Source organism: Streptomyces sp. NPDC047108 (assembly GCF_040643575.1).
Classification (GTDB): domain Bacteria; phylum Actinomycetota; class Actinomycetes; order Streptomycetales; family Streptomycetaceae; genus Streptomyces.
The window spans coordinates 1-23,257 of record NZ_JBEYUP010000029.1; the positions used below are offsets into that span (position 1 = coordinate 1).

General features: G+C 72.2%; 19 protein-coding genes. 7 read left to right on the forward strand and 12 right to left on the reverse strand.

Going from position 1 to position 23,257, the window contains the following annotated elements:
- Positions 1-109: 109 nt before the first annotated feature.
- The 8 genes from ABZ822_RS31030 to ABZ822_RS31065 all read right to left on the reverse strand — a co-directional run bounded on the left by ABZ822_RS31030 (position 110) and on the right by ABZ822_RS31065 (position 7,703).
- The gene (locus tag ABZ822_RS31030; protein WP_360861504.1) at positions 110-868 is read right to left on the reverse strand and encodes an SDR family oxidoreductase; all 759 of its coding nucleotides are present in this window, start codon (positions 866-868) and stop codon (positions 110-112) included.
- 17 nt (positions 869-885) lie between these two features.
- Entirely contained in the window at positions 886-1,647 is a 762-nt protein-coding gene (fabG, locus tag ABZ822_RS31035) for a 3-oxoacyl-ACP reductase FabG (protein ID WP_360861506.1), read from the reverse strand.
- Positions 1,648-1,865: 218 nt separating this feature from the next.
- A complete protein-coding gene (locus ABZ822_RS31040) occupies positions 1,866-2,261 on the reverse strand; it encodes a DUF3037 domain-containing protein (RefSeq protein WP_360861508.1) in 396 nt (131 codons plus the stop codon).
- Positions 2,258-3,082: a HipA family kinase gene (locus tag ABZ822_RS31045; RefSeq protein WP_360861510.1), complete on the reverse strand. Its 825-nt coding sequence runs from the start codon at positions 3,080-3,082 to the stop codon at positions 2,258-2,260. Before ABZ822_RS31045 ends, ABZ822_RS31040 begins: the two co-directional genes overlap by 4 nt.
- A 288-nt stretch (positions 3,083-3,370) precedes the next feature.
- On the reverse strand, positions 3,371-4,843 hold the full coding sequence (locus tag ABZ822_RS31050; protein ID WP_360861512.1) for an FAD/NAD(P)-binding protein: 1,473 nt from the start codon (positions 4,841-4,843) through the stop codon (positions 3,371-3,373).
- A gap of 234 nt (positions 4,844-5,077) precedes the next feature.
- On the reverse strand, positions 5,078-6,301 hold the full coding sequence (locus tag ABZ822_RS31055; RefSeq protein WP_360861514.1) for a beta-ketoacyl-ACP synthase II: 1,224 nt from the start codon (positions 6,299-6,301) through the stop codon (positions 5,078-5,080).
- Entirely contained in the window at positions 6,298-6,540 is a 243-nt protein-coding gene (locus tag ABZ822_RS31060) for a phosphopantetheine-binding protein (RefSeq protein WP_360861516.1), read from the reverse strand. The genes ABZ822_RS31055 and ABZ822_RS31060 overlap by 4 nt, the downstream gene beginning before the upstream one ends.
- Positions 6,541-6,653: 113 nt before the next feature.
- Positions 6,654-7,703, reverse strand: a complete 1,050-nt coding sequence (locus ABZ822_RS31065; protein WP_360861518.1) for a beta-ketoacyl-ACP synthase III — start codon at positions 7,701-7,703, stop codon at positions 6,654-6,656.
- Between the two features lie 655 nt (positions 7,704-8,358).
- Here ABZ822_RS31065 and ABZ822_RS31070 point away from each other — a divergent pair.
- The 7 genes from ABZ822_RS31070 to ABZ822_RS31100 all read left to right on the forward strand — a co-directional run bounded on the left by ABZ822_RS31070 (position 8,359) and on the right by ABZ822_RS31100 (position 18,776).
- Positions 8,359-10,407, forward strand: a complete 2,049-nt coding sequence (locus ABZ822_RS31070; protein ID WP_360861520.1) for an AMP-binding protein — start codon at positions 8,359-8,361, stop codon at positions 10,405-10,407.
- Entirely contained in the window at positions 10,404-11,447 is a 1,044-nt protein-coding gene (locus ABZ822_RS31075; protein ID WP_360861523.1) for a 3-oxoacyl-[acyl-carrier-protein] synthase III C-terminal domain-containing protein, read from the forward strand. The genes ABZ822_RS31070 and ABZ822_RS31075 overlap by 4 nt, the downstream gene beginning before the upstream one ends.
- Before the next feature lie 67 nt (positions 11,448-11,514).
- The gene (locus tag ABZ822_RS31080) at positions 11,515-14,133 is read left to right on the forward strand and encodes an aminotransferase class III-fold pyridoxal phosphate-dependent enzyme (RefSeq protein ID WP_360861525.1); all 2,619 of its coding nucleotides are present in this window, start codon (positions 11,515-11,517) and stop codon (positions 14,131-14,133) included.
- 98 nt (positions 14,134-14,231) lie between these two features.
- Complete coding sequence (locus ABZ822_RS31085; protein ID WP_360861527.1) at positions 14,232-15,383, forward strand: DUF3419 family protein; 1,152 nt, start codon at positions 14,232-14,234, stop codon at positions 15,381-15,383.
- Between the two features lie 31 nt (positions 15,384-15,414).
- Positions 15,415-16,263: an alpha/beta hydrolase gene (locus ABZ822_RS31090; RefSeq protein WP_360861614.1), complete on the forward strand. Its 849-nt coding sequence runs from the start codon at positions 15,415-15,417 to the stop codon at positions 16,261-16,263.
- Positions 16,264-16,344: 81 nt separating this feature from the next.
- Entirely contained in the window at positions 16,345-17,463 is a 1,119-nt protein-coding gene (locus ABZ822_RS31095; protein WP_360861529.1) for an acyl-CoA dehydrogenase family protein, read from the forward strand.
- Between the two features lie 146 nt (positions 17,464-17,609).
- Positions 17,610-18,776, forward strand: coding sequence for a flavin reductase family protein (locus tag ABZ822_RS31100; protein WP_360861531.1), 1,167 nt, complete (start codon positions 17,610-17,612; stop codon positions 18,774-18,776).
- 223 nt (positions 18,777-18,999) lie between these two features.
- Here ABZ822_RS31100 and ABZ822_RS31105 read toward each other — a convergent pair whose 3' ends face one another.
- Genes ABZ822_RS31105 through mtnA form a run of 4 tightly spaced genes read right to left on the reverse strand, consistent with a single transcriptional unit; the run spans position 19,000 to position 23,109 of the window.
- Positions 19,000-19,932, reverse strand: coding sequence for an S-methyl-5'-thioadenosine phosphorylase (locus ABZ822_RS31105; protein ID WP_360861533.1), 933 nt, complete (start codon positions 19,930-19,932; stop codon positions 19,000-19,002).
- Positions 19,929-20,741 carry an acireductone synthase gene (mtnC, locus tag ABZ822_RS31110; protein ID WP_360861535.1) on the reverse strand — a complete coding sequence of 271 codons (813 nt, stop codon included), beginning with the start codon at positions 20,739-20,741 and terminating at the stop codon, positions 19,929-19,931. Before mtnC ends, ABZ822_RS31105 begins: the two co-directional genes overlap by 4 nt.
- Complete coding sequence (locus ABZ822_RS31115; protein WP_360861537.1) at positions 20,738-21,316, reverse strand: cupin domain-containing protein; 579 nt, start codon at positions 21,314-21,316, stop codon at positions 20,738-20,740. The genes mtnC and ABZ822_RS31115 overlap by 4 nt, the downstream gene beginning before the upstream one ends.
- Positions 21,313-23,109 carry an S-methyl-5-thioribose-1-phosphate isomerase gene (gene mtnA, locus ABZ822_RS31120; protein WP_360861539.1) on the reverse strand — a complete coding sequence of 599 codons (1,797 nt, stop codon included), beginning with the start codon at positions 23,107-23,109 and terminating at the stop codon, positions 21,313-21,315. The genes ABZ822_RS31115 and mtnA overlap by 4 nt, the downstream gene beginning before the upstream one ends.
- Between the last annotated feature and the right edge of the window lie 148 nt (positions 23,110-23,257).

The window sequence follows — 23,257 nt, forward strand, 5'->3', positions numbered from 1 at the left end:
CCGGGGGGGGCCCCGCCCCCCCGCCCCCCCCCCCGCCGACCGGTTCCGCCGGACGCGGACCCGGTCCCCGTATGTCGCGGCCCGCACGGATCACGGGCCCGCGATCGAGTCAGACCCCGGCGTTGAGGAAGATCCCGCCGTCGACCTGGAGCGTCTGCCCGGTGACCCAGGCCGCGCGGTCGGAGAGCAGGAACTCGGCCGCGCCGCCCACGTCGCTGGGCGCGCCGAGCCGCTGCAGCGGATAGGAGGCGGCCGCCTCCTCCTCACGGCCCTCGTAGAGCGCCTGGGCGAACTTGGTCTTCACCACCGCGGGGGCGATGGCGTTGACCCGTACGGACGGGGCCAGCTCGTGGGCGAGCTGGAGGGTGAGGTTGATCATCGCGGCCTTGCTCACCCCGTACGCGCCGACGAACGGCGACGCCGAAAGCCCGGCGATGGACGCGATGTTGACGATCGCACCGCCGTTGTCCTTCTGCCACGCCTTCCACGTCTGCTGGGCGAAGCCGAGCGCCGAGATGACGTTGGTCTCGAAGACCTTGCGCGCCACCGCGAGATCCAGTTCGGCGATCGGTCCGAAGACCGGGTTGGTGCCCGCGTTGTTGACGAGGTAGTCGACCCGCCCGAACGCGTCCATCGTCTGCTCGACCGCGGCGGCCTGGTGCGCCTCGTCGTGGGCCCTGCCGGCGATGCCGATCACCCGGTCCGCGCCGAGCTGCTCCACCGCCTCCTTGAGCGTGTCCTCGTTGCGGCCGGTGATGGCCACGCGGTCGCCGCGGGCGACCAGCGCCTCGGCGATGCCGTATCCGATGCCGCGGCTGGCGCCCGTGACGAGCGCGACCTTGCCGCTGGCCGGGACCTTTTCCGTCATGTCCGTGTCCGTTCTGTTCAGTTGAGCGGGCCGCCGGCCACGTACATGATCTGGCCGGAGACGAAGCCGGCCGCGTCGCCCGCGAAGAACGCGATGGCGTTGGCGACGTCGTCGGGGCGTCCGACGCGCTGGACCGGGATCTGCGTGGCGGCCGCGGCCTGGAAGTCGTCGAAGCCCATGCCCACGCGCTCCGCGGTTGCCGCGGTCATGTCGGTGGCGATGAAGCCGGGGGCGACCGCGTTGGCGGTGACGCCGAACTTGCCCAGCTCCTTGGCCAGCGTCTTGGTGAAGCCCTGGAGACCGGCCTTGGCCGCCGCGTAGTTGGCCTGGCCGCGGTTGCCGAGCGCCGAGCTGCTGGAGAGGTTGACGACGCGGCCGAACCCGGCGTCCACCATGTGCTTCTGGCAGGCGCGGGTCATCAGGAACGCGCCCTTGAGGTGCACGCCCATGACGGTGTCCCAGTCCGTCTCGCTCATCTTGAACAGGAGGTTGTCCCGCAGCACGCCCGCGTTGTTGACCAGGACGGTGGGCGCGCCGAGCTCGGAGACGACCCGCGCGACCGCGGCCTCGACCTGTCCGGCGTCGGAGACGTCGCATCCGACGGCGACGGCCTTGCCACCGGCCGCCGTGATCGCCTCCACGGTGTCCTTGCAGGCCGCCTCGTCGAGATCGAGTACGGCGACGGCGCGGCCTTCCGCGGCCAGGCGTACGGCGGTGGCCGCGCCGATGCCTCGGGCTGCGCCCGTCACAATCGCAACGCGCTGCTCGGTGGTGGACATGCGGGTATCTCCTCGGCTCGAATGAAGTGAGCAACCGCTTAGTAGGTCGGTGCACGAAACGCTAGAAGCAGCGGCACCCGGTGTCAACGGCCCCTACCCGCCGACGCCGCATGTCAGCCGCATGTCACATGCGGCCCCGTCCCGTACGGCACCGGACGCAAGGCCGCACCCGAGGCACGGCCTCACGGGAGAACCGCGGGCCGACGACGCCGGTACGGTCAGCGCACCAGCAGGTCCAGCAGCCGCTCGGCCTCCGCCTGCGGGTCCGTCGTCAGCCCCGAGTGCACGGGGCCGGGCTGGACGACCGTACTGCGCGGCGCGATCAGCCAGCGGAACCGCCGCCCGGCGTCGTCCCCGCCGGCCGCGCCCGCACGGTCCCCGCCGTGGCACACGCCCTCGACGGCGCGCAGCGCGGCGCGAACGCCGGCCACGTCCGCGGTCGGGTCCAGGGCCCGCAGGCGCTCCTCGTCGAGGTGCGTCCGCGCGATCACGAACGACCGCGCGCGGCAGTAGACGACCACGCCCGCGTTGATCAGCTCACCGCGCTCGACGCGCGGCACCACGCGGAGCACCGCGTACTCGAAGACATCCCGTCCGCCATGGAGCCCGGTCACGTCGCGGCCTTTCCGTCGACCCACACGCGCAGCCACTCGGGCGCCTGTGACGGCCCCTTCTCGCGTGGGGCGGCGAGCGTGATGCGGGTGTGCACCGTCGCGGCCCGCTCGGCCAGTGCCTCCGCGTACGCGCCGCGCACGGCGTCGGGCCCGGCGAACCCGGGCTCGTCGGCGAGCCACTCGTCGGGGATGTCGGCCACGACGGAGGCCAGCAACTCCTCGGTGACCAGCGGCGCGAGTGTGGCGGCGGCGGCGTCGAGGTCGGGTGCGAAGGACGCCAGGACGTGGTCGGACGCGTCATAGGGCCGCGCGACCGAGGCGGACGCGGTGGGCCAGTTGTGGTGCCAGATCATGGTGGCCCCATGATCGATGAGCCAGAGCCTCTCGTGCCAGACGAGCAGGTTGGGGTTGCGCCAGGACCGGTCGACGTTGTTGATCAGGGCGTCGAACCACACCACCCGTCCCGCCTCTTCGGGGCCGAGTTCGAAGGCGAGGGGGTCGAAGCCCAGCGAGCCGGGGAGGTAGTCCATGCCCAGGTTGAGGCCGCCGCTGGCCTTCAGCAGGTCCTGCACCTCCTCGTCCGGCTCGGCGAGACCGATGACCGGGTCGAGCTGCATCCGTACGAGATCCGGGACCCTCAGGCCCAGGGCGCGGCCGAGCTGTCCGCAGACGACCTCGGCGACGAGGGTCTTGCGGCCCTGGCCCGCGCCGGTGAACTTCATGACGTAGGTGCCGAGATCGTCGGCCTCGACGATGCCCGGCAGCGAGCCGCCCTCCCGCAGGGGTGTGACATAGCGGGTGGCGGTGACTTCGGGAAGCATTCGCCCAGGCTATCCGGCCCCTCCGTCTCCCGAACCGCGGAATTTCCGGCCGCTCCGGGGCGGTCGGGGCCACCGTTCCCCCGGGAGATCTCCTTGCCCCCTGTCGGGATCTCCCTGGCCGCTCCCGGAGAGGGACCCGAGGCGTCGCACGGCCCGTTCGTGACGTGCCTGCCCCAGGCGTCTGCGCGGCATCACGGGCCGGGCCGGTGCCGGATGGTGTCCGGCCCGGCCCGGTACGGCGCCGACGGGCCTGTCCGTGCGAAGGCGCCGCGCGTGCCCGCCCTGCCGTTATGCCGGGTACCAGCGGTCCAGCAGCCGTACTGCGTGGCGGAGGGTGAGCACGACGGCGTCGATCAGATAGTGCGAGCCGCGGGTGACCGGGCCGAGTCCCGCCAGGTCCGGACGGGGGCGGCCGCCGGCGTCCAGCAGCTGATTGTCCAGGTCCGTCCGCAGCCCGCCGTACGGCGAGACCTGCGCGTACCCCCCTGCCACCAGTGACCCGATCAGGTCGGCCGCCTCCCCCTGCCAGCTCTCGGCCGGGCTGTTGGTGGCGTTGACCGCGACCGGTGCCGTGACGGTCCCCTCCGCCGTCTCCGCCTCGAAACCGCCGGGAACGGCGCGGACCGACGTCAGCCCGGGGAGGACGCGCAGCGCTCCGGCATCCAGTGCGGCGAGCAGCCGTTCCGCGCTGCGGCGTGGGATCGGCACGCCGAAGTTCCGCAGGTACGGATGCATTCCGGTGACCACCGACAGCTTCTCGTCGTCCGGCAGATGGTGGAAGGCGTAGGCGAAGTGGTCGGCCGCAGCGTGCACCAGCGCCGGCTGCCAGGGGTGTCCTTGCGGGTTGGCCAGCGCTTTGCGCAGCCGGGTCGCGGCGTCCTCGCGCGGCACCAGGTCGGGCAGGACGGTCGTCAACGTGGTTCCGTTCTCCCGGAGTTCGGCGTCGACGAGCGCGGTGATGCGGGAGAGCAGGGCACCGTCCGCGCGGCTCTCCCGGATCGCCTCGTCGATGCGGTGCCGGGTGAGATGGACCAGCGGCGGCGCCTCGCCGAGCGTGACCCGCGGCATCGGCAGCAGGCCGGTCCTGGAGGCCAGGGTGACCGTTCCGGCCCGGTCGAGCAGGGACAACGCGACGTCGACCGCGGTCAGCCCGGTGCCGATGACCAGCGCGGGTGCACCGGAAGGGGTCCGTCCGGCCAACTCGCCCAGAGGGTAGGGGTGGTGGCAATAGCCCGGGGTCCCAGAGAGCCCGTACGGGTCGAGACGTCCGCCCGGCCCGACGCAGACCAGCACCCGGGCGTACGGACCGTGGTCGCCCCCGGCGCCGCGCAGCCGCAGCGCGCCGCCCTCCCCGGACACCCCCGTGATGCCCTCCTGCACCCGGAGCAGCGCGCCGCCCTCCCGTGCCGCGCGCTCGGCCGTCATCGCCATCACCTCCCGCAGGTACTGCCCGTAGACGGGGCGGGGCACCACGGTGTCGGCGCCCACAGGTTCGCCGTCGGCGTCGGTGGTGCCGTGGTTCTCGTGGAGCCACCGGACGTAGTGCAGCGGGTCGGCGACCGAGGCGGACATCCAGGCCGCGGGTGAGTTGGTCAGGCCGGGAGCGGTGTCCTCACCGAACGCCTCCCCGGTCCAAGGGGACCGGGAGGAATCGAAGACGGTGATACGGGGCATCATGCCGGTCCCGGCAAGACGCTCCGTGAGGATGTTGAGGAACACCGCGGCGTAGGCGCCGCCGCCGATGACAGCCAGCTCTTCCATCACGCCACCTCCGGGTGCCGGACGCGCCGGTCGGTCTGTGCTTCGTGGTTCATCTGGGGTTCGGGTGCCTCTCGGAGCGGGTCCGGCGCCGGGGTGGACCGGCGCCGTCGGAACGGGTCTCTGCCGCACGGCCGCTGCACCGGTCGCCGCCGCGCGGGTCACTGACGTACGGATGCCTGCACGCCCGGCGCATCAGGACGCCCCGGCGCATCAGGACGGGCGGGCGAATACGGCTCACGCGGGGGCGACGGCCAGTACGGCGTTCTGGCCGCCGAAGCCCATGGAGTTGGTGAGTGCCAGTCCGATGTCGTGCGCCACCGGGCCGGTCGGGACCTCGATGTCGATCTCCGGGTCGTGGTCCTCGAGATTGGCGGTCGGCGGTACCAGGCCGTGCTCGACGGCCAGCACCGTGTAGGCGGCCTCGGCGGCGCCCGCAGCGCCCAGCAGATGACCGGTGACACCCTTGGTGGAGCTGACGTACGGGCCTCCGGGCAGCACGCGGCGCAGCGTGCGCGCCTCCACCAGGTCGTTCCGGGGAGTCGAGGTGCCATGGGCGTTGACGTGACCGACATCCCCGGGGGCCGCCCCCGCGGTGTCCAGTGCGGCGCGTATCGCCTGCTCCAGGCCCCGGCCCTCCGGGTGTGGGGCGGTGATGTGGTGGGCGTCGGCACTGGAGCCGTGGCCCACGACACGGGCGCGGATCCGGGCGCCGCGCGCCCGGGCGTCCGCTGCCCGCTCCAGGACCAGGAGTCCGGCGCCCTCGGCGCCGACGAAGCCGTCCCTCCCGGCGTCGAACGGCCGGGAGGCGCGCCGCGGTTCACCGGTGCGCCGGGAGAGCGCCCCCATGGTGGCGAAGCCGGACATCGCCAGCGGGGTGACCATCGCCTCACTGCCGCCGGTGAGGACGACGTCGCAGCGGTCGAGGGTGAGCAGGTCGCACGCGGTGGCGATGGCGGTGGTCGCGGACGCGCAGGCGGTGGCCGTCACGAGATTCGGGCCGGTGGCGGCGAACCGCCGCGCCACCTGGCCGGCCAGCATGTTCGGCAGGAACATGGCCAGCAGCAGGGGTGACACCCGCTGCCCGTCCTCCAGCAGCGACCGGTGCTGCTGCTCGTAAACGGTGAGGCCGCCTCCGGCGTTGCCAAGGACGACACCGACGCGCGCGCCGTCCCACGTGGCGCTGTCGAGGCCGGCGTCGGCGAGCGCCTCGTCTGCCGCGACCTGCGCGAACTGCGCGAAACGATCCAACTGACGGGCGGGCCGGGCGCCCAGGAGCCGATCGGCGTCGAAGTCCGGTACCCGGCAGGACATCGGGACCTGGGTGCCGGAGAGTTCGGCGTCGATCGCCGCGGCGGTGCCGCGCGCCGCGCAGATCTCCGCCCAGTTGCTGTCCACTCCGATGCCGGCCGGTGTGACCAGACCGAGGCCTGTCACGGCTGCGTCGGTGCGAAGCGTCATGCGCCGGCACCGGCCAGGCGGCCCTCCAGCAGCCGTCCCATCGCGGCAAGGTCGGGGACCTCCTTCAGCTCGTGGTCCTCGATGTCGACGCCGAGGTCGCGCTCCAGCAGCAGGCTCAGCTCGACCAGTGTCAGGGAGTCGCACTCGATGTCCTCCAGGGAGGCTTCGGGCGTGACCAACTCGGCGGAGATCTTGAGTTCGTCGATCAGGATGGTCTTGAGCGACTCGTAAACGTTCATTCGCTGACTCCTTGTCAGAGGTTGGTGCGAGGTGTGACGGATGTGCGGTGCGGTGGGTGTGCGGGCTCGCGAGGGCGGGAGCGGCTCGGTGAACTCCGCTACGGGGAAGGGGGTCACACGGCGTGCGCGACCGGGGCCGGGAGCGGGGACTCGGCGGCGGAGGACCGGAGCGAGGGCCAGACCAGCGTGGTGGCGCCCCAGCTGAGCCCGGCGCCGAAGCCGGCGATGAGCACCCGCTGCCCTGCGGTGAGCACTCCGGAGCGGTGCTCTTCGTCGAGCAGCAGCGGGATGGAGGCACCGGCCGTGTTGCCGACCCGCTCGATGTTGGTGGCCCTCCTGTCCACGGGGACCTCGAGGGCGTCGCCGAGCGCCGTGTTGATCCGGGCGTTGGCCTGGTGTGTGACCAGCCGGTCCACGTCCCCCGGTTGCCAGCCTGCGCGCTCCAGGGCTGTGCGGGAGGCGGCGGTCATCCGCGCCACGGCGTGGCGGTAGAGCTTCGCCCCCTCCGGCATCAGCACATGACGGGGATGCCGGTCGCTCGGTTCCCGCCGGAGGGAACCGCCCCCCGGCACGCTCAGCAGCTCCTTTCCGCTGCCATCACTGCCCAGGACGAGGGGGCCGACCGCGCCGGGCTCGTCGGGGTGGCCCGCACGGAGCACGACGGCGCCCGCGCCGTCGCCGAACAGCACGGCGGTGGTGCGGTCCTTGGGGTCGATCAAGGTGGTGAAGGCCTCGGCGGCGATCAGCAGCACGCGGTCGGCGGTGCCGGTGGCGATCAGCCCTGCCGCGCTGGCCAGCCCGTAGAGGAAGCCTGAGCAGACCGCGGAGACGTCGTAGGCCGCCACGTCGGGAAGCCCGAGGCGGGAGGCCACGTCCGGTGCGGTGGCGGGGCAGAGTCGGTCCGGGGTGGAGGTGGCGAGTACCACCGCGTCGGCTGGGGGCCCGCCGGCCGATGCGAGGGCGCGACGACCCGCCTCCACGGCGAGGTCGGAGGTGGCCATGTCGGGCGAGACGCGGCGGCGCGACGCGATGCCGGTCCGGGTGCGGATCCACGCGTCGTCGGTGTCGAGCACGGCCTCGAGGTCGGCGTTGGTGACGGTCTCCGGCGGCAGCCAGGAGCCGACTCCGGTGAGAACCGCTGAACGGGGATGTCGGTTGTTCATGCCAGTCGTGACTCCATGGTCAGGGGCCTGGGCGTGGAGTGCCGCAGCAGGGGCGAGTGGGTGGTGCGGCGGTTGGGGGTGGACCGCGCGGGCGGTCGCGGGCGTCTTCCGGTGCGGACCACCACGGGCTTGATGGGCCGCGGTGGTGTCGCCACGGCTCGAGCCATGGCACCGGGTTCACGCTCCGTCAGCCTGCCATCGGCCGCGCGAGCCGAACAAGAACAGGAAGCGGAAACCCGCTCGGACCGCTTTCCGAGAACCGGAAAGGGCACCGCGGGTCAACGCACCGGCAATCCCCGGCGCTCCGGACCGCATCTCGCGCCATCTTCTGCCGACCATCGGTGAATTCGTCTACTACGAAGATCATCCGCAGAGGTTTCCGAATGCTGCCATTGATTGGAACCCGCGCTGCTGGAAGGCTCGGAGACCGAAGCGACGCCCCGCCCCCGCCCCTCCTCCATCGGCACGAACACGGGGAGGAACTCCCCGGGGGACGACGGGAGTCGACCGGACAGGCCCGGGGGCGGAGTTCCATCACCGCTGGACCACGGCCACTCCTCCCGCGCCGCACCTGGCTGGCCCCGTACCTTTCCGGCGCCGTACAGGGTGCTGCTCACAGATCCCCGATGCGCCCGTATGAATGAGGTAGGAAAACGTGGAAGCCACGCTGAAAAAAGACTTCGTCAGCATTCTCCGACAGCGTGCAAGGACCGCCCCGGACAGCCCTGCGTTCACTTTCCTGGAAGGCGAGTTGAACGTCGCGGACACCCTCACCTACGGAGAGCTGGACCGCCGCGCCGCGTCCCTCGCCGCGCGGTTGCGGGAGACCCTCTCCCCCGGCGACCGGGCCCTGCTGCTCCACCCCGCGGGCCTCGACTACGTGGTGGCGTTCTACGCCTGCCTCTACGCCCGCGTCATCGCCGTGCCCCTGTACGTCCCGCAGCGCCGTACCGTTGCCACCGTCCAAGCGATCGCCGAGGACTGCCGCGCGGCCGCGGTGCTCACCACCGCGCGCAACACCAGGCGCCGGTCGCTGTTCACCGCCGGCGCGGGCCCGTCGACGATCCCGTGGCTGACCACCGACACCGACGCACCCGGCACTCCCGACGCCGACCCGCCGTCCGAGGAGATCACCCCGGAGACCGTGGCGTACCTCCAGTACACCTCGGGCTCCACCTCCGCCCCCAAGGGCGTCGTGATCACCCATCACAACGCCGTCCGGCAGTGCGACGAAGCGGCGACCGGCTGGGCGTTCGGCGCCGACAGCTGCTGGGTGGCCTGGCTGCCGCACTTCCACGACTACGGGCAGATCGGCTCCGTCATGCTGCCGGTCTTCGCCGGCGCCCGGAGTGTCATGATGGCACCGGCCACGTTCGTCCGCCGCCCGCTGCGCTGGCTGCGCGCGATCAGCGCGTACCGCGGCACCCACACCGGCGCACCCAACTTCGCCTACGACCTGTGCGTCGAGGCCGCGGAGGAGGCCGTCCGCACCGGCGCGGCCCCGGACCTGGACCTCTGCTCGCTGGTGACCGCCGGGAACGGCGCCGAGCCCGTCCACGCGGACACCCTGGAGCGCTTCGCGCGGGCGTTCACCCCGTACGGTCTGCGGCCCGGCGTGCTCTGTCCCTCCTACGGGCTGGCCGAGGCCACCCTGCGCGTGACCAGCCATCCGGTCGGGGAACCGTACCGCGCCGGCACCTACGCGACCGCCTCCCCCGGTGCCCCGGTGGTGCCGACCGAGGACACCCGGGTCCGGCCGCTGGTCGCCGCGGGTTCGGCCGTCGGCGACACCGAGGTCGCCGTGGTGGACCCCAAAACCCGGCGCCGGCTGCCGGACGGCCACGTCGGGGAGATCTGGGTCGCCGGACCGATCGTCTCGCCCGGCTACTGGGAGCGCCCGGAGGAGAACGCCAGGACCTTCCGGGCGGAGATCGAGGGCGAGAGCGGCAGGCCCCATCTGCGCACCGGGGACCTGGGGTTCCTGCTGGACGGGGCGCTGCACATCTGCGGCAGGAGCAAGGACGTGGTCATCGTCAACGGCGCCAACCACTACCCGCAGGACATCGAGCGCACGGCCGAGGACTGCCACCCCGCGGTCCGCCGCGGCCGCACCGTCGCCTTCGGGGTGGCCGACGGCACGGGAGAGTCGCTGGTGGTCGTCGTGGAGCTCACCCGGAGCTCCGACGGACCGCCCGCCGACGTGGCCCGCGAGATCCGCGAAGCGGTGTGGCGCGCACACGATCTGGCGCCCACGGTGGTCGTCGCCGAGACCGGTGCGGTGCCGATCACCACGAGCGGCAAGGTCCAACGGCGGCGCTGCCGTGAGGACTTCATCTCCGGCCGGCTCCCGGCCCTGGCCCGCCCGGACGCCGCCACCGTCGCCGCCGTCACCGCGGGACGGACCGGTACGGCTCCGCGGTCAGCCCCCTCCGCGGCAGCCGCCCTGCGCGAGAGCTGCCTCGCCCGGATCACCGGCTGGCTCGCGGACCAGGTTCCGGCAGGCACGCCGGTGGACACCGGGCAGACCTTCTCAGCCTACGGCATGGCCTCGCTGCAACTGATGGAGCTCCACACGCTGCTGGAGGACTGGATCGGCAGCGAGCTGCCGCCCGAACTTCTGTGGGAATCGGAATCGATCGACGATCTCGCCGGGCAGGTCACGGCCCGCCTGGTGCAACACGGACCGAAGGGAACGGGCCGATGAGACTGGCCGCCGTCACCGCCGCTCTGCCCTCGCGGCGCGTCAGCAACGCCGACATCCTGGAGATGGTGCGCGAGCACAGCGCCGCCACGCTCGACGGGGACATCGACGAGGCGCTGAAGAAGATCCGTTTCTCGCTGGCGTACTGCGGTTCGGAAGTCCGCCGTTGGGCCGCCGAGGGCGAACGTCCGCTGGACCTGCTCACCCGCGCCGGCGAAGAGGCGATGGAGCAGGCCGGGGTGTCGCCCGACAGCATCGACGTGCTCATCTACACCGGCATCGGCCGCGGCTTCCTGGAGCCCGGCGGCGCCTACCACGCCGCGGCCGCTCTCGGCACAGGCCGGGCCCAGTGCTTCGACGTGATCGATGCCTGTATGAGCTGGGCCCGCGGAGTCCAGCTGGTGGAGGGGCTCTTCGCCTCCGGCGCCTGCCGCACCGCGATGATCGTCAATGCCGAGTTCAACATGCATCCCGGCGGCCCGTTGTTCCCCGGAGTGTTCGCACTCCCCCACCCGGACGCCGTCAGCTGGAGCTTCCCCGCCTACACCGTGGGCGAGGCCGCCACCGCGACCATCCTCACCGCCGACGGCGGGCAGCCGTGGTCGTTCGCGTTCTCCTCCCGTCCCGACCTCGCGGACCTGTGCAACATCCCGATCGAGGGCCACGAGGGGTACTGCCTGCCGTCGGACCGGGTCGCCAGGAACGGCGTGGGCCGCTTCACCTCCTTCGGCTTCGACCTGCACGAGACCGCCCGCACCGAGGGAGTCGAGGTGCTCAAGCGGCTCGACCCTCCCCGGGAGGAGATCAAGGCCGTGTTCACGCACGCCTCCGCCAAACGGTTCTGGCAGGAGATGGCGGACTCGGTGGGGCTGGGCGAGCAGATCTTCCACGTCTTCCAGGAGACCGGGAACATCGTCTCGGCCTCGGTGCCCACGGCGATCGCCACGGCCGTACACGAGGGCCGGCTGCAGCGGGGCGACCGCGCGCTGGGCTGGGTCGGCAGCGCCGGCATGTCCTTCAGCGCCTTCTCCTTCGTGTACTGAGCGGGCCAATTCGTGTCCTGAGCGGGCGAGAAGCCGGCAGACCCAGAGATTGGAAGAGAGAACCACCGTGGCCAACCTTCCCCTGAAACCGCTCCTCAACGCCGTGGGCAACGCCCTCGGTTACGGCGTCACGCGCCTGCGCAAACCCGGTGCAGACCACCGCGCGGAGGAGGCCCAGCGCCTGCTGAGCTGCCTGGTCGAGGCGGGCCCCATCTACATGAAGCTCGGTCAGTTGCTGGCCACCCGGTCCGATCTGGTGCCGGCAGAGTGGGTGCAGACCCTGCGCACGCTCCAGGACGACGGCCCGCACATGGACGCCGCCACCACCCGGGCCGCCGTCGAACGTGAGCTGCGTGCCCCGCTCAACAGCGTGTTCGGTGAGTTCGATCTGACACCGGTGGCCAGCGGCTCGGTGGCACAGGTCCACAGGGCGCGGCTGATCGACGGTCAGGAGGTGGCCGTCAAGCTGGTGAAGGACGGCGTGCCCGAGCACATCGACCAGAACCTGCGGCTGATGGGACGCGGCGTCCGGCTCGCGGAGCGGCTCATCCCGGCGGTCGCCGCCTCCGACGGCGTGCGCCGCTTCACCGAGGTGGCGCAGCTCTTCCGCTCCCAGGCGGACATGATCCAGGAAGCGTCCCGGCAGAAGCTGGTGTACCGCAACTTCACCGGTCACCCGTACGTCCGGGTGCCGCGGGTCATCCCCGAGCTGATCACCCCCCGCCTGCTGGCCATGGAGTACATGCACGGGATCCGCGGCAACGACGCGCACCGGGTGCGCATGGATCCCGCCCAGCTGGCGCGCCGGCTCCAGGACACCATATACACGATGCTGTACATGCACGGCGTCTCGCACGGCGATCCGCACCCCGGCAACATCTTCTTTTCCGAGTCCGGAGAGCTGATCCTGCTCGACTACGGCATCACCGTGGAGCTCTCGGAGGACGAGAAGTGGGGGCTGTCGTCCTTCTACTACGCCTGCACCCGCAAGGAGTGGACGGTCGCGGCCCGGCGCTTCACCGACCACTTCGTGGAGGGCCGGGAGCACCTGCGGAGCCATGAGGAGGAGTACACCGCCGAACTCATCGCCGTACTGGAGCACCACTTCGACACGGTCTCCAACCGCTGGTCCACGATCAGCTACTTCCGCGACGTCAGCGCCATCCTCCACAAGTACGGGGCGCGGTACACCACCAGCTTCACCAAGGTCGAGCTGGTCTTCCTGTCCTGCGAGGGCTTCGCCAGCCAGCTCGACCCGGACATCGACATCTGGGCGAACGCCCGGAAGTTCACCGACCGCTACTCCCCCTACATGAGCCGCGAGATCCGGGACCGCTTCGACGAGCAGTTCGCCGAGCAGATCCCGAGCTCGCTCCGGATGCGGGACCGCGCCGACAAGTCCCTGGTGGCGCCGACCCACATGCACCGCTACTTCTTCCCGAGCACCTATCCGCTGTTCGCGAAGGAGGCCCGCGCCGGCCGGGTGACGGACCTCGACGGCAACGAGTACGTCGACCTCTCCGGCGGCTACGGCCCGCACATCCTGGGGTACGCCCATCCGGTCATCACCGAGGCGATCACCACGGCGGCCACCGCCGGGCTGGTCAATGCCATCGGCAACGAGCCGGAGGTCGAACTCGCCGAGCTCCTGGTCGACTCGCTGCCGGGCGCGGAGCGCGCACTGCTGTGCAACTCCGGCACCGAGGCGGCGCTGCTCGCCATCCGGCTCTGCCGGGCCCGGCGCCGGCGGGACACCGTCGTGAAGTTCGAGGGCCACTACCACGGCTTCTCGGACCAGGGGATGGTGAGTTCGTGGTTCCGGTTCACCGGGGACAAGCATGCGCCCGAGCCGATCGCGGGGTCGCTCGGCGCCCAGCGGGCGGTGGTGAACGGCACCAAGGTGCTGCAGTACGGCGACATCGGCGGCCTGGACCGCCTCCAGGAGCAGGCCGACGACCTGGCCTGTGTCATCGTCGAACCCCTGCCGTCCTCGACGGCGACCCTGGACCGCGAGTTCCTCGCAGCGCTCCGGGAACGCTGCACCGCGTGGGGCGTACCGCTGATCTTCGACGAGGTGGTCACCGGGTACCGGGTCGCCTACGGCGGGGCGCAGAGCCTGGCGGGCGTCCAGCCCGACCTCACCCTGCTCGGCAAGATCATCGGCGGCGGGCTGCCGTGCGGCGCGGTGGCCGGCCGGGCCGAGCTGGTGGGGATGTGCCGGAGCACCGAGGACCCGTTCCTCGACTACGAGCAGCGGACCTTCGCCGGTGGCACGCTCAGCGGCAACTCGCTCACCTGCCGGGCGGGCACGGCCGTGCTGCGGCACCTCCGGGACCACCCGTATCTGTACGGCGAGCTGGACGAGAAGACGGAGTTCCTGCGCGCGGAGCTGATCGAGAGCACCCGCAAGCGGGACATCCCCTGCCGGGTGAGCGCGCGCGGCTCGATCTTCTCGCTCAACTTCAGCCACCGCTCGGCCGGGATCTACCGCGAGCGCATGGCGGGCAGCAACTTCAAGGCGACGATCGCGCTGGCCTACTACATGCGCCGGCACGGCGTGTACATCCCGGAGTTGCACAGCTTCCTGCTCAGCACCGCGCACACCGATGACGACCTCGCCGTGGTCGGCAAGGCGTTCGACCTGAGCGTGGCCGACATGGCCGCCGACGGGTTCTTCGTGACGTGACCCGTGCGCGGGCCGTCCGTACGGCCCGGCCTCCCGCCCGTACGGACGGCTCGCCCGCGGCCTCCGCTTCCCCACCACGACATCCCGAGACGGTGATCATGTCTGTGACGAACCCGAACGACGCACACCGGTCGAAGAGCACGACGCATGTCCAGCACGCCGCCAACCCCGACAAGGCCAAATGGATCCTCTACAGCACCTGTGACGAGGACTCCGACTCCGAGATGCGGGCGTTGGAGGTGGGGCCCGGTGAGGACGTCATCAGCGTCACCGGCAGCGGCTGCCGCACGCTGAGCCTGATCGTGAACGACCCGCGCTCCGTGACCTCGGTGGACACCTCACCCGGCCAGAACTACCTGCTGGAAGTGAAGCTGGCCGCGATCCGGCACTTCTCCTACGACACCCTGCTGGCGTTCCTCGGTATCGATCCGCACCCGGACCGCTGGCGGCTGTTCACCGAACTCCGCGACCGCATCAGCCCCGAGGCGTACCGCTACTTCGCACGCCACCGTACGGAGGTCCGCCGCGGTCTGGTGCTGGGGGGCCGGCACGAGAAGTTCTACCGGCGCGTCGTCGCCCCGGCGATGAAGGTGCTCTACCCACGCGCCATGCCGGCCCTGTTCTCCGCTCCGACCCTGGAACAGCAGCGGTCGGTCTACCGCGACCGCGTCGACGGACCCCTCTGGCGGGGGCTGATCCGCTACGGCTTCTCGGAGCGGACGCTGAAGACCGTGCTCAACGACCCCGGATACCGGATCACCATCGACGTGGACTCCGTCGGCGGCTACGTCCTGGACCGTGTCCACCACACGTTCACCCACCACCTGGCCCGGGACAACCACTGGCTCGCCTTCACCTTCCTCGGCCGGTACCCGGACCGCGAGACGCTGCCGCACTACCTGGTGCGGGAGAACGTCGATGCGATCCGCGCCGCCGACACCGCGGTCACCATCGTCACCGGCGACCTGATCCAGCACATCGCGACCCTGCCGGACCGGTCGCTGGACAAGTTCTCCCTCTCCGACGTCACCAGTTGCATCGGCCAGGACGACTTCGACGTGATCATGCGTCACGCCGCACGTGCCGGACGACCGGGCGGACGGGTCTGCTACCGCAACTTCCTCGCCAAGCACCGCGTCCCCGCCTCCGCAGCGGACATTCTGGTCAGGGACGACGGCCTCAGCTCCTCGCTCACGCGCGACGACAAGGCCTTCGTCTACGACATCGAGGTGTTGGCCATCAACGACTGACACGAGAGGCGAGAAGGAGCACGTGACCCATATGCGGTACGAGAGCGAGCAGTTGGAGATCGACGGCGACACCGTCGAGGTGCGGAAGGCGGGACGGGGCCCCACCCTCCTGTTCGTCCACGGGATGATGGTCAATGGGCGCGTCTGGGACCCACTCGTGGAACATCTTCACGACCAGTTCCACGTGGTCCTGCCGGACCTGCCGCTGGGCGGGCACCGGACCGCCCTGCCCGCCGGCGCCGACCACTCCCTGGAGGCGCACGCCTCCCGGGTGCGGGCCGTCGCCCGCACCCTGCCTGGACCGGTCGTGCTGGTCGGCAGCGACACGGGCGGCGCGGTCGCGCAGATCGCCGCCGTGCGCGAACCCGCACTGTTCTCACGGCTGGTGCTGCTGCCGTCGGACGCCTTCGGAAACTGCCCGCCCCGGCTGCTCGCCCCGCTGCGCCCGCTGGCCGCCGTACCGCCGGTGATCCGGGGCATCTGCCTGGGCCTCAGGGCCCGCGCCGTCCAGCGGTTGCTGATGAAGTTCGTCGCCCGCAGCAGGGTGCCCGACCAGGAGCTGTCCGGGCTCCTCGGTGCACTGCCGTACGACCGCGGGGTGCAGCGGGACCTGGGCGGGCTGCTGCGGAACCTGCGGCCACAGGTCACCCAGGACATCGCCGCCGAACTGCACACCTTCCCGGGGCCGGTCCTCATCGCCTGGTCCCGCAAGGACCCGCTCTTCCCGCTCGACCACGCCTACCGGCTGGCCGAGCGTCTCCCCGGCGCCTCGGTGGTGATCGCGGAGAAGTCGCGGGCGTTCGTATCCCTGGACGAGCCCGAATGGCTGGCCGAGCGCCTCCTGGAATTCCTGGAGAAGCCCGCCCCGAACACCGCGTGACCGAGCCGGTGCAGTGCGGGGCAGGACCGGTGACGGCCCGGCTCTCACCGCACGCGAGCCAGAACAGACGAGAGGTCGAGCATGTCCATCACCTTCATGGCCGAGGAACGCGCCACATTCGAGAGGCTGTTCCCCGGCCTGGAGCAGAGGCTCCGGGACACCCCGACAGCCGTGCTGGAGTCCGAGGATTCGCCGGGTCTGCGGTTGTTCCGCGAGCACGGCGGGCCGGCCCTGCTGGTCCCCAAGCCGTACGGCGGCCTGGACGCCACCCTTGCCGAGTCCCTGCAGGTGCAGCGCGTCCTCGGAGCCCGCTCGCCCTCGCTCGCGCTGGCCGCGAACATGCACCATTGCACTGTCATCGCGATGCCACCCTGCCCGGCGACCGAGCAGCTGCTGACCGAGGTGGCCGGCCGCAGCCTCTATCTGGCGTCGGGCTTCGGCGAGGGCCGGCCGTCCGCCAGCGTCCTGAAGCCGATGATGCGCGGCGAGCGGCACGGAGTCGGCTGGCGCCTCAACGGGTCGAAACGGCCGTGCAGTCTGTCGAAGTCGATGGACTACCTCACGGCCAGCGTGATGCTGACCATGCCCGGCAGCGACCGGACGGAGATGGCCCTGGCCGTCGTGCCCGCCGACGCGCCCGGCATAGAGGTGCGTCCGCTCGGTGACACCGGAGTCCTGCCCGGCTCGGAGACGCACGAGGTGGTCCTCACGGACGTGGACGTGCCCGACGCGTACATCTCGTCCTTCGGCGACCCGCAGGCCCTCAACACCGCGCTGGCGACGGCCTTCCACGTCTTCGAGCTCATGGTCTCGGCCAGCTACACCGGCGTGGCCGGCGGCCTGGTCGAGGAGGTGCTGCGGCAGCGCCGCGGCTCCGCCGCCGAACGCGTCGAACTGGCCGGCTCGCTCGAGGCCACCATGGCCTCCCTGGAGGCCGTCGCCCGGACGGCGCTCGGCACGGCCGGCGACCCGGCGGGGGTCGCCCGCGCGCTGCATGTGCGGTATGCCGCGCAACGCACCGTCGAGCGGGTGGCCGCGCACGCCACCGAACTGCTCGGCGGCACCGCGTACATGATCAGCGGATTCAGCACCACGTACTTCACCGCGGCGCGGGCGCTCGCGCTGCACCCGCCGGCGCGAAGCGTGATGGCGGAGCCGCTGGACCGCTTCCTGCTCGGCGAACCGCTGGTCATCCCGTAACCGCTCCACACCGGAAGCGCCGGTGCGCGGGCACGCCCGTGCGTGCCGCGCACCGGCGCTTCCCGCCCCTTCCCCACCGGACAGCGGCCGCTCCGGGCCGCCCCGGGCCGGGCGGTCAGCCGTACGCTCCCGGATCGGACACCGCGATGAGACTCCTGTGCATACCCTGCCGCGACCAGGCCGCCCACGGCTGCCAACCGCCCGACGCCGTGCTGGGCCCCGAGATCGAGCGCTGCACGCTGCCCACCACGGACGGCACCGGACGGGACCACGGGACCGAAGGGTCCGGGGGGACCTTCGAGACGGTGCACCAGGATCTGGCCGGCCTGCTGACGTCGGCGCCCTCCGCCGTGTACGGCTGCGACGCCGCCGAGGTCTCCGCCGTCGGACTGGCGGCAGCCCTGCCGGCGGCGGGCCACCCGGCACCCCGCCAGGTCCTGGTCTACGCGGGTTCGGCACTCACCCGGCCCACGCCCCGCTACATCCGGCAACTGGCGGCTCTCGTCGCGGTCCCGGCGGAGTTCCTCGACGGCTCGCCCGACCGCTCCGATGCGGGCGACCGGTCCGGGGCCCGGCTCGACTGCCCGGTCACCGTGCTCAGCCATCCGGACGCCACCGGGCTCCCCGGCGGAGAGGCCCACTGGCGCGGCCTCACCCGTGGCCGGTTCGTCCATCAGCCGCTGCCGGCCGGGCCGCGCCCCGGCGACCGGGCGCGGCACCTCGCACTCGCCCTGCGCACCGCGCTCCTCGACCCGGCCTCCGGTCGTCCGTCAACGGCGCCTGCGAGGAAGGGCGTTGTTCCGGGGCCGGACGCGGGCCGGCCGGTGACCCGGGCGGATTTCCGGGAGGCGATGGCCCATCTCGCCTCCCCCGTGGCCGTGGTCACCACGACCGGTCAGGACGGCGCACCCCGGTCCTTCACGGCGGGCTCGTTCTGCAGCCTCTCCGCGGATCCACCGCTGGTGCTGGTGTGCCTCAACCGCAGCAGCTCCGTGCACGACGACTTCACCACCGCCGAACGGTTCGTGATCAATGTGCTCAACGACCAGCAGGCGGGGGTCGCACGGGCCTTCGCCAACCACGACCGGGCCGAGGCGGAGGCCGGGCTGGTCGTGGTTGGCGAGGAGCCGCCGGTCCTGCCGGACGCGGCCGCGCGGTTCCACTGCCGGCTGCAGCAGGTGCTGCCCGGGGGCGACCACAGGATCCTGGTCGGCCTGCTGGAGCACGCCGAACTCTCGGGCGGCTCACCGCTGGTGCACCACCGCCGCGGCTTCCACCGGACCGCCGCCGTCCCCGAGCGCCTCCTGCGGTGACCCGGTGGCCCGGGCACCGCGCCCGGCCGCACCGTGCACGCAGCGTCCGTGGGACGCACACTCGGCCCACGGACGTTGCGGACGGTGGCCTGGTACCGCGTCGTTCCGGGGCCGCCCCGCTCACCGCCCTTCCTCCCCCGGCCACCGCTGAGAGGGACCCCCACCCCGGCAACCGCCGGGAGGGGATCCCGCACCGCGTCGGCCGCAGCCCCGAGCGGTACCCCTACGAGGGCTTCCGGCCGTCCTGCGAGCGAGACCCACCAGGGCGCCTCACCTCCGGGCGAACCTCGACCGACGCGGCCTGGACCGCGCCCGGCGAGCCCGGGGCGAAGAGGCTCCGGGCCGGCTCCGGCGCGCTGCCGCAGGCACAGTCGCGTACGGCGGGCAGCTCCCCCACCGTCGTCAGCACCAGTTCGCGCAAGCGTGCCACATGGGTGGCGAAGACCCGGTGGACCGCCTCCTCCGAGACCCCGTCGCCGACTGCGACACCCGCGTCCAGGTCGGTGACCAGAGCCAGGGAGGTGTAGCACAGCGCCAGTTCCCGGGCGAGCGCGGCCTCGGGCAGACCGGTCATGTTGACCAGCGACCAGCCCGCCGAGGCGTACCACTGCGACTCGGCCCTGCTGGAGAACCGCGGGCCCTGCACGACCACCATCGTCGCGCCGTCTGTGACCGTCTCGCCGCGGTCGGCGGCCGCCTTCAGCACCGCCGCGCGTCCCGCGGCACAGTAAGGATCGGCGAACGAGACGTGCTCCACGACGTCGTCGAAGAAGGTTCCGGTGCGGCCGCTCGTACGGTCCACCACCTGGTCGGGCAGCACCACCGTGCCCGGCACCAGCTCGCGGCACAGCGAGCCGACGGCGCAGGGCGCGAGAACCTGCCGCACCCCGACCGACCGCAACGCCCAGAGGTTCGCCCGGTAGTTGATGCGATGCGGCGGCGTGCTGTGCCCGCGACCGTGACGCGGCAGGAACGCCACCTGCCGGCCGGCGACGGTACCGAGTGTCAGGGCGTCGGCCGGTGCGCCGTAGGGCGTCTCGACCCGCACCTCGCGAGCGTCGTCGAGCAGGGCGTAGAAGCCCGTGCCACCGATCACTCCGATCTCGGCCCGTGCGGAGTCGTCGGCGGGTGCGGGACGTGGAGGGGTGTGCGTCACTGCGGATCCTCTCTTCCGGTGCGTACGCCGTCCTGGGACAGGGCGGTGGGGGTGCGGCGGGTGCCGTGGCCCACGGGGGCCTCCCGCGCCCCGTCGGGTGGCGTCCCGCCCCGGACCAGGACGCGGTCCAGGGACGGCACCGTGGGGTGGCCGGGCACTTCGGGACCCCGGGGATCCCCGTCCCGGCGGACCCCCACGGTGCTCCACCCGGCGGTCGCCGCCGCGTCCAGTTCGGCGGCGACGTCGCTGAGGAAGACCGGCGGGGCCGAAGGCCGGCCGAGCAGGGTGCGCAACGTGCGGTACGAGGCGGGGCAGTCCTTGGGGCCCACGCTCACCAGATCGAACATCTGGCGGAAGAGCGGGGTGAGATCGCCGTGGGCGGTGTGCCGGTACCAGTCGCGTTGGGCGGACACCGAGCCCGATGAATAGCTGAACACCTGGGCGCCGTCAGCCCGCCAGCGCCGCAGCGCCTCGGGTACGTCCGGGTAGACGTGCCCGTGCAGCTCGCCGCGGGCGTAGCCTTCGGCCCAGATCCATCCCTGCACCGTCTTCAACGGCGCGGCCTTGGCGTCCTGGTCGGCCCACGCGGACAGCACGTCCAGCACTGCGGCCTCGTCCAGCCCGGGACGGGCGGCCACGCGGCGCACCGCCTCGACGATCTCGGTCAGCCGGGGGCTGCCGGCGTTGCGGGCGAAGAAGGCGGGAAGCCGCTCGCGGGCAAACGGGAAGAGGACGTCGCGCACATGGGTGAGGGATCCGGTGGTGCCCTCGATGTCCAGGACGACGGCACCGGTCCGCAGAGGAGTCACGGGCGCGGCTCCGTGAGGTCGTCCAGCCGGGGGAACCGTTCGGCGATGCGGCTGCCCGTGAAGTCCCCGACCCAGCCGTCGTCCTCCTGGAAGAAGCGGATGGCCGCGAAGTCCGGCCGTTCTCCCATGTCGAACCAGTGCGGGGTGCCCGCGGGCACCGACAGCAGGTCCCCGGCCTCGCAGAGGACCGAGAGCACCTCTCCGTCCAGGTGCAGGGTGAACAGGCCCCTGCCGTGGGCGAAGAAGCGGACCTCGTTCTCGCCGTGGCGGTGCTCCTCCAGGAATGTGGCGCGAGCCGTCGCCGCGCGTTCCCTCCACTCCTCGGTGGGATCGGGGTGCAGCCGGGCCACGTCGACCAACTTCATCGACTCGCGCTCACGCACCTCGTCGACCTCGGTCCGGTACAGCCACAGGAGTTCGTCGTCGCCGTGCGCCGTGGCATCGCCGCCGCGCAGCGTCCAGCGGCGCAACAGCACGCCCCGGCGAGCCAGTTCACCGACGACGGTGCTGTCGTCGCGGGTGTGCAGCAGGACGGTGTCCGGCCGGTCGTCGGGCGCGATCCGCAACAGGGTCACAGCACATTCCTTTCCTCGGGGTACGCGTCGGTGGGCAGGGCGGCGGGCGTGGGCGGGCCGGAAGGTGCGCCCCCGACGGCACGCGTCAGGAGCAGCAGATGACACAAGGACTCGACGCACTCCAGGCGATTACGGGCTTGATCCAGGTCAAGGCCCCAGACGGTGACGCCGTGGCCGGCGATCAGCAGCGCGGGCGGTGCGTCGGACGTGACGGCGAGGTGGACCGCCACCTCGCGGGCGATGCGGTCCACCGCCGCCCAGTTGGTGAACACGGGCAGAGCGGTGCCGTCGGAGTCGGCCGGTCCGAGTCCCTTGAGGAGTTCCAGATCGCGGACCGGCAGCACGCCGACTCCGCCGGGCTCGGCCGCCAGCGTGGCCACCGCGGTCGAGTACGGGGCATGGGCGTGCACCACGGCCCCGGCCTCAGGGACGGTGCGATAGACGGCGGCGTGGATGGCGGTCTCCGCCGAGGGACGCGGCCCGCCCTCGACGGGGTGGGTGGCTTGTCCCGTGTCCGCGTCGACGGTCACGGTGCCCGCGGCCGACATCGTGCCCTTGTCCAGCCCGCTCCCGGTGATCAGCGCGGCGCCCGCAGGCCGCGGCAACCGCATCGAGAGATTGCCCGAGGTGCCGGGAAGCCAACCCCGCGCGTACAACTCCCTTGTGTGGCGGGCGAGTTCCTCGGCGACCCATGGCGACGTGGCTGCCCCGCCGGGCGTGGCGTCCGTCAGCGACGGGTGCACGACCTTCTCCTCCGACACCAGTGCCGTGATGAGCTGATGTGGTGTCACATCGAAGGCGGGGTTGAACACCCTGGCGCCCTCGGGGGCCACCCGTACGCCGCCGAACGAGGTGACCTCCTCCGCACCGCGCTCCTCCACCACGATGCCGGAGCCGTCCGGGAGCTTCCGGTCCCAGCTGGACTCCGGGGCGACCACCAGGAACGGGACGCCGTGCCGGGCGGCGGCGACCGCCAGACCGTACGTACCGATCTTGTTGGCGGTGTCTCCGTTCTCCGCGATCCGGTCCGCACCGACCAGCACGCAGTCCACCAGTCCCCGAGAGAGCGCCGCGGCCGCGGCCGAGTCGGGCGACAGCCGGTAGGGCACCCCGGCCTCCTGGAGTTCCCATGCGGTCAGCCGGGCGCCCTGGAGCAGCGGCCGAGTCTCGTTCACCAGCACCTCGGCGACCCGGCCGCGGCTCGCCAGTTCCAGTACGGCCCCCAGTGCCGTACCGACTGCGGCGGTGGCCAGCCGGCCCGTGTTGCAGTGCGTCAGGATCCGGAGCCCGCCGTGCGGGAACAGTTCCTCCACCAGATCGGCGGCGTGGATCGTGCAGCGCCGGTTGGTCGTGCCGTCCTCCTCGACCGCTGCGAGGGCGGCGCGGAGCACCGCTTCCGGCCCCTCCGGGATGTGCCCGAGCACCCGGGACACCTCGTGCCCGAGGTTCACCGCAGTGGGCCGGGCGGTGGCCAGGCGCTGCGCATCGGCGCGCACCGCGGCCAGGTCCGTGCGGCCGTCGGCGGAGGTGTGGTGCCGGGCCGACAGCGCCACCCCCAGTGCACCGGCCAGCCCGATCGCGGGGGCGCCCCGCACCGCCAGCGAGCGGATGGCGTCGATCACCTCGTCGACGGTGCTGAGCCGTAACCAGCTTTCCCGGTACGGCAGTTCACGCTGGTCGATCAGTTCGACAGCGCCGTCGGACCAACTGAGGGAGGCGGGGACGGCGGACGGCGTCGACAGGGCGTCACCCGGCTCCGGAACCGGCGAGGCGTGGACGGGACGTGTGGTCATGACCCTCCTGCGAGTGGGGCGCCGACGGCAGCAGGCCGCCGGGGACGGGGACGGTGACTGTGACGGTGGCGGGAACGCCGTGCCGCCCGCGCACGGAGCGTCGCTGAGCGGGCGAGGCGCCCCGGCGTGTACGGGGTTCGGTGGGCGG

What these genes read in the sequence shown, in the direction of transcription:
- ABZ822_RS31030 (WP_360861504.1), bottom strand. Translation starts at nt 868, where the DNA reads ATGACGGAAAAGGTCCCGGCCAGCGGCAAGGTCGCGCTCGTCACGGGC.
- fabG (WP_360861506.1), bottom strand. Translation starts at nt 1,647, where the DNA reads ATGTCCACCACCGAGCAGCGCGTTGCGATTGTGACGGGCGCAGCCCGA.
- ABZ822_RS31045 (WP_360861510.1), bottom strand. Translation starts at nt 3,082, where the DNA reads ATGCTTCCCGAAGTCACCGCCACCCGCTATGTCACACCCCTGCGGGAG.
- ABZ822_RS31050 (WP_360861512.1), bottom strand. Translation starts at nt 4,843, where the DNA reads ATGGAAGAGCTGGCTGTCATCGGCGGCGGCGCCTACGCCGCGGTGTTC.
- ABZ822_RS31055 (WP_360861514.1), bottom strand. Translation starts at nt 6,301, where the DNA reads ATGACGCTTCGCACCGACGCAGCCGTGACAGGCCTCGGTCTGGTCACA.
- ABZ822_RS31060 (WP_360861516.1), bottom strand. Translation starts at nt 6,540, where the DNA reads ATGAACGTTTACGAGTCGCTCAAGACCATCCTGATCGACGAACTCAAG.
- ABZ822_RS31065 (WP_360861518.1), bottom strand. Translation starts at nt 7,703, where the DNA reads ATGAACAACCGACATCCCCGTTCAGCGGTTCTCACCGGAGTCGGCTCC.
- ABZ822_RS31075 (WP_360861523.1), top strand. Translation starts at nt 10,404, where the DNA reads ATGAGACTGGCCGCCGTCACCGCCGCTCTGCCCTCGCGGCGCGTCAGC.
- ABZ822_RS31085 (WP_360861527.1), top strand. Translation starts at nt 14,232, where the DNA reads ATGTCTGTGACGAACCCGAACGACGCACACCGGTCGAAGAGCACGACG.
- ABZ822_RS31090 (WP_360861614.1), top strand. Translation starts at nt 15,415, where the DNA reads ATGCGGTACGAGAGCGAGCAGTTGGAGATCGACGGCGACACCGTCGAG.
- ABZ822_RS31095 (WP_360861529.1), top strand. Translation starts at nt 16,345, where the DNA reads ATGTCCATCACCTTCATGGCCGAGGAACGCGCCACATTCGAGAGGCTG.
- ABZ822_RS31100 (WP_360861531.1), top strand. Translation starts at nt 17,610, where the DNA reads ATGAGACTCCTGTGCATACCCTGCCGCGACCAGGCCGCCCACGGCTGC.
- mtnA (WP_360861539.1), bottom strand. Translation starts at nt 23,109, where the DNA reads ATGACCACACGTCCCGTCCACGCCTCGCCGGTTCCGGAGCCGGGTGAC.